Source organism: Celeribacter arenosi (genome assembly GCF_039539485.1).
GTDB lineage: Bacteria > Pseudomonadota > Alphaproteobacteria > Rhodobacterales > Rhodobacteraceae > Celeribacter > Celeribacter arenosi.
The window spans coordinates 733,718-746,273 of the sequence record NZ_BAABDF010000007.1; the positions used below are offsets into that span (position 1 = coordinate 733,718).

The window sequence follows — 12,556 nt, forward strand, 5'->3', positions numbered from 1 at the left end:
TTCAATTTCGCGCATAACTTATATATTCCCTTGCGCGACCAAACGGAGCGAAACCGCATGTTGTCCCGCCGTGATTTTCTTCAGGTCTCTATGGCCACCGCTGCGCTTACCGGCGTGTCGTCTTTTGGAAACTGGTCGCGCCTTGCCGCGCAGCAGTCCCTGACTCAGGACCAGCTTCTGGATTTCGACACCTTCGGCAACGTCTCCCTCATTCACGTCACGGATATCCATGCGCAGTTGAAGCCGATCTATTTCCGCGAACCGTCGATCAATATCGGTGTGGGCGGAAACAAAGGCGAGGTGCCTCACGTCACAGGCGCCGATTTCCGCAAACTCTATGGCATCGACGATGGATCGCCCTCCCACTACGCGCTGTCATCGGGCGATTTCGCGGCATTGGGCGAAGCCTATGGCAAAGTTGGCGGATTGGATCGCGTGTCCACCGTCATCAAATCGATCCGCGCGGCACGTCCCGACGCATTGCTTCTGGATGGTGGCGATACATGGCACGGCTCCTACACCTGCTACCACACCGAAGGGCAGGATATGGTCAACGTTATGAACGCGCTCAAACCCGACGCGATGACGTTCCATTGGGAATTCACGCTCGGGTCCGACCGCGTGCGCGAGATCGTGGCAGACCTGCCTTTTGCCGCGCTCGGCGCGAACATCTTTGACGCCGAATGGGACGAACCCGCCGAAGATTTCGAACCCTACCGCTTCTTCGAGCGCGGCGGCGTGAAAATCGCCGTCATCGGTCAGGCATTCCCCTATATGCCGATTGCGAACCCGGGTTGGATGTTCCCTGAATACTCCTTTGGTATCCGTACCGAGCGGATGCAGGAAGTCGTCGACGACGTGCGCGGGCAGGGCGCGGAACTCGTTGTGCTGCTGTCCCACAACGGCTTTGACGTAGACAAAAAGATGGCGAGCCTCGTCAAAGGCATCGACGTCATTCTGTCCGGCCACACCCATGACGCGCTGCCCGAGCCGGTTCTGGTGGGGGAAACGATCGTCGTGGCCTCTGGTTCGAACGGTAAATTCGTGTCCCGCGTCGACCTCGACGTGCGCGACGGGCGCATGATGGGTTTCCGCCACAAGTTGATCCCGATTTTCTCGGATGTGATCGAACCTGACGCAGAAGTCACAGCTGTGATTGATGAGCAGCGTGCGCCGTATGAGAGCGCGATGTCCGAGGTGATCGGCCAGACCGATAGCCTGTTGTATCGTCGCGGCAATTTCAACGGCACCTGGGACGACCTGATTTGCGATGCCCTTTTAGAGCAACGTGAGGCAGACATCGCGATGAGCCCGGGCGTGCGGTGGGGCCCGAGCCTTTTGCCCGGCGACAACATCACCCGCGAAGATATCTGGAACGCCACCTCTATGACCTACCCGAACGCCTACCGTTCGGAAATGACCGGCGAGTTTATTCATACGATCATGGAAGATGTGGCCGATAACATCTTTAACCCCGATCCCTACTACCAGCAGGGCGGCGACATGGTTCGTATGGGCGGCCTTGGGTACACCATCGACATCACCAAACCCCAAGGGTCGCGGATTTCCGACATCACCTTGCTGAAAACCGGCGAGACCATTGATCCTGCGAAATCCTATGTCGTCGCGGGCTGGGCATCGGTCAATGAGGGCACCGAAGGGCCGGCGATCTGGGACGTGGTCGAAGATTACATCCGTGCCAAGGGAACCGTTTCAGCCGAGCCGAACACCACGGTCAAGGTCCTCGGCCTCTGATTTAACACCGCCGTCCCGCGACCGCGCGGGACGGCTTTTTTGCAATAGTCTCATTCACTTATGCGAATGAGCGAAGTCAATAGGGAGACTCTCCATGAGTGACACCCCAGATAAATCCGGCTCCTCGCGCCGCGCATTTCTGCGCGGAGCGGCAGCGACAGGCGCAGGGTTGGCCGCCGGCGGCGTCGTGGCGCAGAACGGGCCCGATCCCCTCATCACCGAGCCCCAGGATTGGGCGATGATCACGGGTGAACCGGTTGACGCCACACCTTACGGCATGCCGATCAAATACGAAGCGGATGTCATTCGCCGCAACGTGCCATGGCTGACCGCCGACCCGATTTCGTCGATCAACTTCACGCCAATCCACGCGCTTGATGGCACGATCACTCCGCAAGGTTGCGCTTTTGAGCGTCACCACTCCGGCGCAATCGAGCTGCGCAAGGAAGACTACCGCTTGATGATCAACGGGCTCGTGGATAAGCCGCTGGTCTTTTCCTACGCCGATCTCGAACGGTTCCCGCGTGAAAACCACGTCTATTTTTGTGAATGCGCGGCGAATACCGGCATGGAGTGGGCTGGCGCACAGTTGAACGGGTCCCAGTTTACCCATGGGATGATTCACAACATGGAATACTCGGGCATCACGCTGCGCTCTCTTCTCGAAGAGGCCGGTTTGACGGCCGCGGGCGATCTGGCCGACAAATGGGTCTATGTGGAGGGCGCGGATGCTTCCTCCAACGGGCGCTCCATCCCGATGGAAAAAGCGCTCGATGACGTTCTTGTGGCGTTCAAGGCAAACGGCGAAGCGCTGCGCATGGAGCATGGCTATCCTGTGCGCCTCGTGGTGCCGGGCTGGGAAGGCAACATGTGGGTCAAATGGCTGCGCCGCATCGAGGTGACCGATCACCCCGTGGAGAGCCGCGAAGAGACGTCGAAATACACCGACACACTGGCCGATGGCACGTCGCGCAAATGGACGTGGGTGATGGATGCGAAATCCGTCGTCACCTCGCCGAGCCCGCAGGTGCCGATCACCCATGGTCCCGGTCCGCTGGTCATCACGGGTCTTGCATGGTCCGGTCGCGGTGCAATTTCGGGTGTGGATGTCTCCATTGATGGCGGCAAAACGTGGTCCAAGGCGCGTCTGGCCAAGCCGGGCGAAGACAAGGCCCTCACGCGTTTCTACCTCGACATCGTTTGGGACGGCTCCGAGATGCTTCTGCAATCGCGCGCCCATGATGAGACTGGCTATGTTCAGCCGACAAAAGCGCAGCTGCGCGAAGTTCGCGGCGAGAACTCGGTCTATCACAACAATTGCATCCAGACTTGGTGGGTCAAAGAAAATGGGGAGTCAGAGAATGTCGAAGTTTCCTAAACTGCTGACGGCAACGGCGCTTGTCGCTGTCCTCGCAACACCGGCTATTGCGGAGAAATTGGGTCTGGGCCGCGAAGCCCTGCCCGAAGAGGTTGCCGCGTGGAACCACGATATTGGTCCACAAGGGCAGGGGCTTCCTGTCGGGTCCGGTTCCGTTGAAGACGGCGAAATGATCTTTTCGGACAACTGCGCATCCTGCCACGGTGAATTCGCCGAAGGGGCGGGCAACTGGCCGAAACTGGCAGGGGGCGAAGGCTCGCTGGCCGACAAGGACCCGCTGAAAACTGTGGGTTCTTACTGGCCTTACCTGTCGACGGTCTATGATTACGTGCGCCGCTCCATGCCATTCGGGGCCGCGCAGACCATGTCGGACAATGACGTCTACGCGATCACGGCCTATATCCTCTACTCCAACTATCTGGTTGAGGATGATTTTGTCCTGTCGAACGAAAACTTTCTCGACGTTGAAATGCCCAATGCCGGCGGGTTCATCATCGACGATCGTGAAGCAGCGGAAGCCCATTTTTGGGGTGAGGCCTGTTACGAGAACTGCAAGGAAAGCGTCGAAATCACCAAACGCGCAGCCGTTCTGGATGTGACGCCGCAGGAAGAAACAGGCGACACCGTCGAGGCCGATAGCGCGACCAGCGAAGAAATGCCCGCGCAGGTGGCCGAGGCTGCAGCCGAAGCCGAAGCACCCGTCGAAGAGGCGGCTGCAGTGGTCGCCGCATTCGACGCGGATCTCGCCGCCAAAGGTGAAAACGTGTTCAAAAAGTGCAAGGCCTGCCACCAGGTGGGCGAGGGCGCCAAGAACAAGACAGGTCCGATCCTCAATGGTGTCTACATGGCTCCTGTGGCGCATATCGACGGCTTCAAATACTCCAAGGATTTCGCCAGCGCCCATGATGAAGGTGTGATCTGGGACGATGCCCATCTCACGGAATTCCTCGCCAAGCCAAAAGCCGTCTACAAGAAGACCAAAATGTCTTTCGCGGGCTTGAAGAAGGACGATGATATCGTGGCGGTGATCGAATACCTGAAATCGGTTTCGCAATAACCCGAACGCGACAATGGGCGGCCTACGGGCCGCCTTTTTTCTGTGCTATGATCGAAGGATTGGGAGGATCGATAAATGAAACATCTCGCTGCAATACTCGGTTTGGCCATTTGTGCCGGTGCACCCCTTTGGGCAAACGACGAGGCGATCACATTTGATTATGACGGCACCTTTGACGACGCGACCTTCGCGGTTGAGGATGCAATCGTTTCACGCGGTCTTGTCATCGATTACCGCAGCCATACCGGTGAAATGTTGGAACGCACCCGCGCCGATGTCGGATCGGATGTGGTGATATTCGACAATGCGGATGTCTTTCTTTTCTGTTCCGCTGTTGTTTCCCGTCAGGTCATGGAGGCGGATCCCGCCAACATCGTCCATTGCCCCTATTCCATCTACGTCGCGGATCGTGCCGGTGACGTCACCATCGGGTTTCGAAACTACCCGGACGGCTCTATGCAGGCCGTCGAAGATTTGCTGACGGAGATTGTAGAAGAGGCCGTTAGCTTCTAAGTACCCTCTATCCGAAGTGCAAAGGAGAGGGTCATGGACTGGATTGACCGATTCACAGGTCTTTCACGGCTCGAACAGCCAGTGCGCGAGCGGCTTGTGGCCCAATCCCAGATTGTACATTTGCCCAAGAACACGGTTCTCTTCGGGCCGGGAAAACAGCCCGAAAACCTTTTGTTGCTTTTGGAAGGTACGGTGCGGGTTCAGCAGGTCACCGAAGGGGGGCGCGAAATCGTCCTCTACCGTGTGCATGCTGGCGAAAGCTGTGTGATGACCACGGCCTGTCTTCTAGCCTACGAAGACTATGCAGCCGAAGGGATCGCGGAAACCGAAGTTGAAGCGGTGGCCATTCCACGCCGCGTTTTCGATGATCTGGTTGCCCAGTCACAATCATTCCGCACCTTCGTGTTTTCGGCCTATTCGCGCCGGATCACCGATCTATTTCACGTGATCGAAGAAATCGCGTTTCAAAAGGTCGACATCCGCCTCGCCCAAAAGCTTGTGGAGCTTTCGAACGGGAAGGGCAGCCTGAAAGCCACGCATGCTCAACTGGCCGCCGAACTCGGGACCGCGCGCGAAGTCATTTCGCGCCAGCTTCAGGAGTTTCAGCGCCGCGGTTGGGTTGAAACCGCGCGCGGCGAGGTGAAACTCCTGGACACGCAGGCCCTCAGATCGCTCTCGAGTGCCGCCTGATCAACGCTTGTCGAGCGGGCAGGTGCTGAACCCGAAAATCTTGTAGAGAGGGCAGGTGGACAGCAGACCTGTCACCAGAGGCACCACACCGATCAGGTAGAGCCAGCGATACTGTGCGTCCGGGTTCAGGAAAAAGCCCGCAAGTAATGCGAGGCCGAGGACAATGCGCAGGATGCGGTCGAGATTTCCAACGTTTTTGCCAAACATGATGTGCTCCCTTCGAGCATGAGGATGGGAACACGATAACGGGCGCCGAAGCGCCCGTCTGTGAGTTCGTCACACAAGTCCCGAAAATCAGTCGAGCGCTTTAAAATTGAGAGCCGCCCCGTCCTTGATCCCCGAGAACCAACGGGAAGTGACGGTTTTGGTTTTTGTGTAGAACCGGAACGCGTCGGGACCGTATTGGTTGAGGTCGCCAAAAGCAGACTTTTTCCATCCGCCAAAGCTGTAATAGGAAAGCGGGACGGGGATCGGGAAATTGACCCCGACCATGCCGACATTCACCCGTGTCGCAAAATCACGTGCCGTGTCGCCATCGGCGGTATAGATCGCCGTTCCATTGCCGTAGTCATTCTCCATCACGAGGTTCAGACCCTCCTCGTAAGTCTCTGCGCGCACGGTGCATAGGACAGGCCCAAAGATCTCCTCGCGGTAGATTTCCATGTCCGGCGTGACATTATCAAAGAGCGATGCGCCGGTGAAAAAGCCGTTCTCATAGCCCTGAATCGACAACCCGCGGCCGTCAACAACCAGATCAGCGCCTTGGTCGACGCCCGATTGGATGAGTCGTTCCACCCGTTCCTTCGAGGCGGCGGTGATCAGCGGACCAAAATCGACGTCCGCGCCACCCGTATAGGGGCCAACTTTCAGGCTTTCGATTTTCGGTACAAGTTTTTCGATCAGGCGATCGGCGGTTTCCTGACCCACGGGAACGGCCACCGAGATAGCCATACAGCGTTCGCCCGCCGCGCCATAACCAGCACCCACCAAAGCATCCGCCGCCTTGTCGAGATCGGCGTCCGGCATGATCAGCATGTGGTTCTTTGCGCCGCCAAAACACTGTGCGCGTTTGCCCTGAGCTGCGGCGCGCGAGTAGATGTAATGCGCGATCGGCGTCGAGCCGACAAAGCCCACGGCCTGAACCGTCTCGTTGTCGAGCAGGGCATCCACCGCCTCTTTGCCACCATGCACAACCTGCAACACGCCATCGGGAAGGCCGGCTTCTTTCAGCAAGTCTGCCAGCATCATCGCAGTGGATGGTGTGCGTTCTGAGGGTTTCAGAATCATCGCATTACCCGCCGAAATGGCTGGTGCCATTTTCCACATCGGGATCATTGCGGGAAAGTTAAAGGGTGTGATTCCTGCAACAACTCCAAGGGGTTGTCGCATGGAGTAAAGGTCGATTCCGGGGCCTGCGTCGCCCGTGTACTCGCCTTTCAACATCGCCGGCGCACCCATGCAGACCTCGACTACTTCGAGGCCGCGCTGAACATCCCCGCGCGCATCGGGCAGCGTTTTGCCGTGTTCGCGTGACAGGCATTCGGCCAGCGCATCCATATGTTCGTTCACGAGTTGGCCAAATTTCATCATGACCCGTGCGCGACGTTGGGGGTTCACCTGCGCCCATTTTTTTTGCGCGATCTCCGCACGCGCGACTGCGGCATCCACCTCTGCAGCAGAGGCCAGCGGCACCTTGGCCTGCACCTCGCCGGTTGCAGGATTCAAGACATCCGAGAAGCGTCCCGAAGTGCCTTTGACCGCCGCGCCATCAATGAAATGGGTTAGTTCTTTCATGGGATATCCTTTCAATTCTCGGCGACGATATCGAAGCACTGGCGCGGGCGGAAGGGGGTAGCGACTCTGTTTGAAACAGACGTCACGCTTGACACGACGCAGACTGCGCGAAACCCTGTTGGTAGGGGACGGAAACGATAACGTGTAGGAGGAAACATGCTCGTAGGACAAATTCTAAGTAACAAAGCAATCGAGGCAACCGTGACCATTCGCCCGGATATGAAAATCTCCGATGCGGCGGAACTGCTATCATCACGCAAGATCGGCGCGGTTGTGGTGAGCAAAGATGGAACCACAGCCGAAGGCATCCTGTCCGAACGTGACATCGTGCGTGAACTGGGGCGCGTAGGCGCGGGCGTTTTGACCAGTCCGGTATCTGAACTCATGACGTCCTCGCTCAAAACCTGTGCCCCCGATGAAACGGCGCTGCAGGTTCTCGAAAAGATGAGCGCGGGCCGGTTCCGCCACATGCCGGTCCTTCAAGACGGCAAAATGATCGGGCTCGTGTCGATCGGTGACGTGGTCAAAGCCCGGCTTGATGAGCTCGCGATGGAGAGAAATGCCCTTGAAGGCATGATCATGGGCCACTGAGGCGAGCCAAACAGGTCATAACGGAACGAACGCTCTTGCATTGCGACGCGCAATATAGTTGCGTGCGCAAAAATAATGGAGGCGCCGATGCGTATTGGCCTATACCCCGGGACATTCGATCCTGTAACCCACGGCCACGGCGATATTATCCGTCGCGCCTGCGCTCTTGTGGATCGGTTGGTCATCGGTGTTGCGATCAACCGCGACAAGGGCCCTCTGTTCTCTCTGGAAGAGCGTGTCGAGATGCTGCAGGCCTTTACTCAAGGATTGGCAGAGGAAACCGATTGCGAAATCCTCGTACATCCTTTCGAGAACCTCCTCATTCACTGTGCCCGCGACGTAAACGCGTCAATCATCATCCGCGGCCTGCGCGCCGTTTCTGATTTTGAGTATGAATATCAGATGGTTGGAATGAACCGTGCGCTCGATGACAGCATTGAAACGGTGTTTCTGATGGCCGAGGCGCGCCATCAGGCGATTGCATCAAAACTGGTCAAAGAGATTGCGCGTCTGGGCGGGGATGTATCCAAATTCGTGGCCCCAGATATCGAAAAACGGATTCGCGCCAAGTTCGATTGAAAACGCGACGAGCCCAAAAAGAATGCCCCGTTGGCGAGAGCGCCAGCGGGGCATTTTCGTGGGATGGGGGGAGGAGGTCCCGTCCCTCAAAATTCGGAATGGTTAGCCGTAGACGGCTTGACGGGCCATCGAAGATGCGCGCGTGCCATCCAAGTCCAGATCGGCCTTAACGCGTGTCGGCAGGGCTTCGATTTCGGCCAATGTGCGACGGTAGGCAGCCCGTTTTTGGGCGGCGGATTTGATTTTTGCAAAGTAGCTCATGGTGCCGGTCCTTTCGGGGTTTGGCGTCTTCCTTTGATGGGAAGATGGGCCTTTCCGACCGGTTTTACCAATGCCTGTTTGCGCTAACCGTTATGCGCTATGTGCATGAGTTGGCCGCCCCGCGCATGGCTTTGCCATACCCTGATGCAAAAAGCCCCGCCGATTGGGCGGGGCAACTCGTCGCGTATCATCTGCAGGCTGTTAGCCTTTGCAGGAGTAGTCGACCGTGGTCTCACGGATCATGTATCGCTGCGTTGATCGATAGAGTCCGTTTTGGGTCGTGACCGAGCGCATTTGTGGGTATCCCTGATCGACACTGTAAACGACAGCACCGGCCGGACAGGTTGCGGCGATCTGAGTGCAGGCATTCGCCGGTGTGATGATCTGACCCTTGTTGGGCCCGTAAATGGCTTTTCTGCCGAGGGTGCCTTGGTGGACCTCACATGTGGTTGAATAGACGTTCTTTCCAGCCCGCGATGCGATCGGAGTTGCCGGGGTTGGCTCCATGCAACCTGAAAGCGTGGCGAGGGCGACAGCGGTAATGACGTATATTTTCAATTGATTGGCTCCCTGAGATTACATGCGAGTGTGCGGGGTCACCGAACGTGGGTCAGCCGTGGGTAGCCCCATGTCAAAAAGAATCCGCCCCGAAACCAACAGGCTCCGGGGCGGAAATCGGTAACGCTTCAATTGCGGATCTTAAAGGAATTTACCCATCGCAACGGCCGTATCAGCCATGCGGTTGGAGAAGCCCCACTCGTTGTCGTACCATGTCAGGATACGGCACATGGTGCCTTCCATGACCTTGGTCTGATCGGTGTGGAAGATCGACGAATGCGGATCATGGTTGAAGTCGGACGACACCAGTTTGTCGTCGGTGTAGCCAAGCACGCCTTTGAGCGGACCATCGGCTGCATCGCGGATCAACTGGTTGATTTCTTCTACGGTGGTGTCACGCGCGGCCTCGAATGTGAGGTCCACAACAGAGACGTTTGGCGTCGGAACGCGGATGGCGACGCCGTCCAGTTTGCCATTCAGTTCAGGCAGGACGAGACCGACAGCTTTGGCAGCCCCGGTGGATGTCGGGATCATCGACAATGCGGCGGCGCGAGCGCGGTAGAGGTCTTTGTGCATCGTGTCCAACGTCGGCTGGTCGCCGGTGTAGGAGTGGATGGTCGTCATGAAACCTTTGACGATACCGATATTGTCGTTGAGCACTTTGACCACAGGCGACAGGCAGTTGGTGGTGCAGGACGCGTTGGAGACGACAATGTCATCACCGGACAGTGTGTCATGGTTCACGCCATAGACGATGGTTTTGTCGGCATCGGTGCCCGGTGCAGAAATGAGAACGCGCGACGATCCGTTATCGAGGTGCGCCTGACATTTCTCTTTCGATGTGAAGATGCCGGTGCATTCCATGACAACATCCACATCCGACCATGGCAGATCGGCAGGGTTGCGGATGGCGGTCACTTTGATCGGGCCACGACCGACGTCGATGGAATCTTCGGTCGTGGTTACTGTGGCAGGAAACCGTCCGTGCACGCTGTCGTAGCGCAGCAGGTGGGCATTGGTTTCAACCGGCCCGAGATCATTGATGGCGATGACTTCGATGTCGGTGCGGCCCGACTCGATGATGGCCCGCAGGACATTCCGCCCGATCCGACCAAATCCGTTGATTGCGACTTTCACAGCCATATCAGCACCTCCTATGACGCTCTGGCAACTGGGCGACAAAATGGCGTCGCCCCCTCATGACACCGGCATGACACCTGTCCGCCGGTCTTGTAGCCGTCCGTACATTTTTGCACGGCTGACTTTGACGATAACTTCGCGATCCACACAAAAAGGTCAACCGAGAAGCGGGGCATCATCGCCAAAATGCGATGACCCTAATCAGGTCGAGAAACTTGCGCGCCAGAAACAGCAACGCTTGCCCGTCATTGAACGCAAAATCCGCCGCGATTGCTGCAAGCAGGACAATGCCGAGGCCGAGCGCGATCCGATTGGTCATATTTTGGCGTGTTCCCCTGTTTTGCGGGCACAATGGCGCAGGATGTGGTCATTTGGAAGGGTTCAGATCAAACCACGCGAGGTTTTGCTCTGCGATTCGAACATAAGCGCTATGCGCAGGCCCCGCGCTCGCGCTCAAAACCGCGCGGCAAGGAAATCATAGACAAATCTCAGTCGGGCGTTTCGGTGCACTTCGCGATGCGCCACCAACCAAACCGGAAAACTCACGAGGTCGAGCGTCGGCATGGCGCAGTGAACCTCCGGTTCCGCATTGCCAATCCGTGCGTCGATGACACCCAGTCCCAATCCCGCCTTTACCATTTCCCACATCGCCAGAAAAGATGTGCACCGGATCGGACAGTTTTCGACCCCCACGGGCAGGCCCGCAGATTGCAGAAACGGGACAAAGCTCTCGGGCGGGCCCGGCGAGATGATCTCCGCGCGTCGCAGGTCATCGCGACCGCGAAGGGGTCCCAGTTTTGTCAGATATGACGGCGCGCCATAGAGCCGCGCCTGCGTATCGTGTAGGCGGCGCGCGACCAGATCGGGTTCTGTGGGGCGAAAGTTGCGGATCGCGATATCGGCCTCTCGACGCATCAGGTCGGCCGCGTCGTTGTCGGCGAGGACATGCACCGAGATCCGCGGCTCGGCCATGCGCAATTCGCGCAGAACGTCGGGCAGCAACAAACCGGCATAGGCGTCCGAGAGCGAGATGCGCACTTCGCCTTCCATCTCCGCGCCATGTCCGAGGGCTGCCAGATGGAGCGCATCAGCGGCGTCACCCATGGCACGCACATGGGGCAGGAGCGCGCGACCGGCAGGCGTCAGTTGCAGACCGCGCCCAAACCGTTCGAACAGCACAACCCCGAGTTCTGTTTCCAATGCATCGACCTGCCGACCGAGCGTCGGTTGGGTCAGGCCGAGTCTGCGTGCCGCCGCCGACAGGGATCCTTCTTCTGCGGTTGCGAGAAACGCGCGCGCGCGCGTCCAGTCAAAGCTCTTGGGGGCATTATCCATACAAAAAAGTATATCTGAACCACAAAATTCGTCAATTTTGTTGAGAGTCATGCCGGCGTAAAGTTCTCAAGTCGCCGGACAAGGCGTCGCACCAAAACCAAACCCAAAAGAAGCCAAATCCGCCGCCGCATCCCGCGTGCGGCACCGAAACACCTTTGCTCACGCCGAAAGGAAAACGTCATGCAAGTGATACTCGACCCCCAATCCTCGCAGTTCGCGCGCCTAACAGGCGTGGCTTACCTGTCGATCGCCGTGTTCGGTGCCTATGCCATCGGCTACGTGCCGTCCCAGATTGTCGTGGCCGGTGACGCCGCCGCCACGGTCGCCAACATCAACGAAAAGCGCGCCCTCTATCTGTCCGGGATCGGTGCCGACGCGCTGGTCATGCTCATAGAAATCTTTGCGACGGTCATGCTCTACGCCATGTTCCGCCCCGTTTCGCCAGTGCTCGCGAAAATCGCCGCTGTCGCGCGGTTGATGATGGTCGCTGTGATGGCCGGAATGCTGTTCTTCCACGCAGGCGCGCTCGCCCTGATCGACGGCAGTTTCGCGGCCCTGTCGGACGCCCAGCGGGCGGAGATGGTAGGGTGGCTGTTTGATATGCACCACGCCGGTGTCTGGATCTGGCAGTTGTTCTTCTTTGTGCATCTCGCGCTCTTGGGTCGTCTCGTCGACGCCTCGAACCGGTTCCCCAAAATTCTGGGGCTGGCGCTCACCATCGGTGCGTTCGGCTACCTCCTCGACAGTCTCTACGCCTTCGCGTTTTCGCAGATCGGCTGGCTCGGCATCGTGCGCATCGGATTTCTGGTGGTGGTCACGCTGGGCGAGGTCGGCTTTGCGCTTTGGCTGACTATCCGAGCGCCTCGCGCCACGCCCACCCACTGAAACAAATATTTTGAGAAAGG

15 protein-coding genes are annotated in these 12,556 nt (G+C 58.0%); 8 read left to right on the forward strand and 7 right to left on the reverse strand.

The features are described 5' to 3' along the window. Positions 1 to 57 precede the first annotated feature (57 nt). From soxB to ABD815_RS11255, 5 genes are all read left to right on the forward strand, one after another. The gene (gene soxB / locus ABD815_RS11235) at positions 58 to 1,755 is read left to right on the forward strand and encodes a thiosulfohydrolase SoxB (protein ID WP_344847201.1); all 1,698 of its coding nucleotides are present in this window, start codon (positions 58 to 60) and stop codon (positions 1,753 to 1,755) included. Between the two features lie 94 nt (positions 1,756 to 1,849). Then, positions 1,850 to 3,133, forward strand: a complete 1,284-nt coding sequence (soxC, locus tag ABD815_RS11240; protein ID WP_344847202.1) for a sulfite dehydrogenase — start codon at positions 1,850 to 1,852, stop codon at positions 3,131 to 3,133. Further along, positions 3,117 to 4,190, forward strand: coding sequence for a c-type cytochrome (locus tag ABD815_RS11245; RefSeq protein ID WP_344847203.1), 1,074 nt, complete (start codon positions 3,117 to 3,119; stop codon positions 4,188 to 4,190). The genes soxC and ABD815_RS11245 overlap by 17 nt, the downstream gene beginning before the upstream one ends. A 75-nt stretch (positions 4,191 to 4,265) precedes the next feature. Continuing rightward, complete coding sequence (locus ABD815_RS11250) at positions 4,266 to 4,703, forward strand: DUF302 domain-containing protein (protein ID WP_344847204.1); 438 nt, start codon at positions 4,266 to 4,268, stop codon at positions 4,701 to 4,703. A 33-nt stretch (positions 4,704 to 4,736) separates the two neighbouring features. Then, the gene (locus ABD815_RS11255) at positions 4,737 to 5,393 is read left to right on the forward strand and encodes a Crp/Fnr family transcriptional regulator (protein ID WP_344847205.1); all 657 of its coding nucleotides are present in this window, start codon (positions 4,737 to 4,739) and stop codon (positions 5,391 to 5,393) included. Here ABD815_RS11255 and ABD815_RS11260 read toward each other — a convergent pair whose 3' ends face one another. Continuing rightward, entirely contained in the window at positions 5,394 to 5,600 is a 207-nt protein-coding gene (locus tag ABD815_RS11260; protein ID WP_344847206.1) for a YgaP family membrane protein, read from the reverse strand. A gap of 87 nt (positions 5,601 to 5,687) precedes the next feature. Next, on the reverse strand, positions 5,688 to 7,187 hold the full coding sequence (locus ABD815_RS11265; protein ID WP_344847207.1) for a CoA-acylating methylmalonate-semialdehyde dehydrogenase: 1,500 nt from the start codon (positions 7,185 to 7,187) through the stop codon (positions 5,688 to 5,690). 156 nt (positions 7,188 to 7,343) lie between these two features. Here ABD815_RS11265 and ABD815_RS11270 point away from each other — a divergent pair, with 156 nt between their 5' ends. Beyond that, positions 7,344 to 7,778: a CBS domain-containing protein gene (locus ABD815_RS11270; RefSeq protein WP_344847208.1), complete on the forward strand. Its 435-nt coding sequence runs from the start codon at positions 7,344 to 7,346 to the stop codon at positions 7,776 to 7,778. Between the two features lie 87 nt (positions 7,779 to 7,865). Then, positions 7,866 to 8,357 carry a pantetheine-phosphate adenylyltransferase gene (gene coaD, locus ABD815_RS11275; protein ID WP_344847209.1) on the forward strand — a complete coding sequence of 164 codons (492 nt, stop codon included), beginning with the start codon at positions 7,866 to 7,868 and terminating at the stop codon, positions 8,355 to 8,357. Between the two features lie 102 nt (positions 8,358 to 8,459). On the opposite strand, the gene ABD815_RS11280 is transcribed toward coaD, so the two are convergent. From ABD815_RS11280 to ABD815_RS11300, 5 genes are all read right to left on the reverse strand, one after another. Then, a complete protein-coding gene (locus tag ABD815_RS11280; RefSeq protein WP_344847210.1) occupies positions 8,460 to 8,618 on the reverse strand; it encodes a hypothetical protein in 159 nt (52 codons plus the stop codon). A 201-nt stretch (positions 8,619 to 8,819) separates the two neighbouring features. Then, positions 8,820 to 9,176, reverse strand: a complete 357-nt coding sequence (locus ABD815_RS11285) for a hypothetical protein (protein ID WP_344847211.1) — start codon at positions 9,174 to 9,176, stop codon at positions 8,820 to 8,822. A 141-nt stretch (positions 9,177 to 9,317) separates the two neighbouring features. Further along, entirely contained in the window at positions 9,318 to 10,319 is a 1,002-nt protein-coding gene (gene gap, locus ABD815_RS11290) for a type I glyceraldehyde-3-phosphate dehydrogenase (protein ID WP_344847212.1), read from the reverse strand. A 172-nt stretch (positions 10,320 to 10,491) separates the two neighbouring features. Continuing rightward, a complete protein-coding gene (locus ABD815_RS11295; protein WP_344847213.1) occupies positions 10,492 to 10,635 on the reverse strand; it encodes a hypothetical protein in 144 nt (47 codons plus the stop codon). A gap of 134 nt (positions 10,636 to 10,769) precedes the next feature. Next, complete coding sequence (locus tag ABD815_RS11300; protein ID WP_344847214.1) at positions 10,770 to 11,651, reverse strand: LysR family transcriptional regulator; 882 nt, start codon at positions 11,649 to 11,651, stop codon at positions 10,770 to 10,772. A 180-nt stretch (positions 11,652 to 11,831) separates the two neighbouring features. On the opposite strand from ABD815_RS11300, the gene ABD815_RS11305 reads away from it, so the two are divergent. Further along, complete coding sequence (locus tag ABD815_RS11305) at positions 11,832 to 12,536, forward strand: DUF4386 domain-containing protein (RefSeq protein ID WP_344847215.1); 705 nt, start codon at positions 11,832 to 11,834, stop codon at positions 12,534 to 12,536. The last annotated feature ends 20 nt before the right edge of the window (positions 12,537 to 12,556 follow it).

Excerpts from the sequence above, each read along its gene's own strand:
- ABD815_RS11245 (WP_344847203.1), top strand. The coding sequence starts at position 3,117 with ATGTCGAAGTTTCCTAAACTGCTGACGGCAACGGCGCTTGTCGCTGTC.
- ABD815_RS11260 (WP_344847206.1), bottom strand. The coding sequence starts at position 5,600 with ATGTTTGGCAAAAACGTTGGAAATCTCGACCGCATCCTGCGCATTGTC.
- soxB (WP_344847201.1), top strand. The coding sequence starts at position 58 with ATGTTGTCCCGCCGTGATTTTCTTCAGGTCTCTATGGCCACCGCTGCG.
- ABD815_RS11300 (WP_344847214.1), bottom strand. The coding sequence starts at position 11,651 with ATGGATAATGCCCCCAAGAGCTTTGACTGGACGCGCGCGCGCGCGTTT.
- ABD815_RS11280 (WP_344847210.1), bottom strand. The coding sequence starts at position 8,618 with ATGAGCTACTTTGCAAAAATCAAATCCGCCGCCCAAAAACGGGCTGCC.
- ABD815_RS11270 (WP_344847208.1), top strand. The coding sequence starts at position 7,344 with ATGCTCGTAGGACAAATTCTAAGTAACAAAGCAATCGAGGCAACCGTG.
- ABD815_RS11255 (WP_344847205.1), top strand. The coding sequence starts at position 4,737 with ATGGACTGGATTGACCGATTCACAGGTCTTTCACGGCTCGAACAGCCA.
- ABD815_RS11250 (WP_344847204.1), top strand. The coding sequence starts at position 4,266 with ATGAAACATCTCGCTGCAATACTCGGTTTGGCCATTTGTGCCGGTGCA.
- gap (WP_344847212.1), bottom strand. The coding sequence starts at position 10,319 with ATGGCTGTGAAAGTCGCAATCAACGGATTTGGTCGGATCGGGCGGAAT.
- ABD815_RS11265 (WP_344847207.1), bottom strand. The coding sequence starts at position 7,187 with ATGAAAGAACTAACCCATTTCATTGATGGCGCGGCGGTCAAAGGCACT.
- ABD815_RS11295 (WP_344847213.1), bottom strand. The coding sequence starts at position 10,635 with ATGACCAATCGGATCGCGCTCGGCCTCGGCATTGTCCTGCTTGCAGCA.
- coaD (WP_344847209.1), top strand. The coding sequence starts at position 7,866 with ATGCGTATTGGCCTATACCCCGGGACATTCGATCCTGTAACCCACGGC.
- ABD815_RS11305 (WP_344847215.1), top strand. The coding sequence starts at position 11,832 with ATGCAAGTGATACTCGACCCCCAATCCTCGCAGTTCGCGCGCCTAACA.
- soxC (WP_344847202.1), top strand. The coding sequence starts at position 1,850 with ATGAGTGACACCCCAGATAAATCCGGCTCCTCGCGCCGCGCATTTCTG.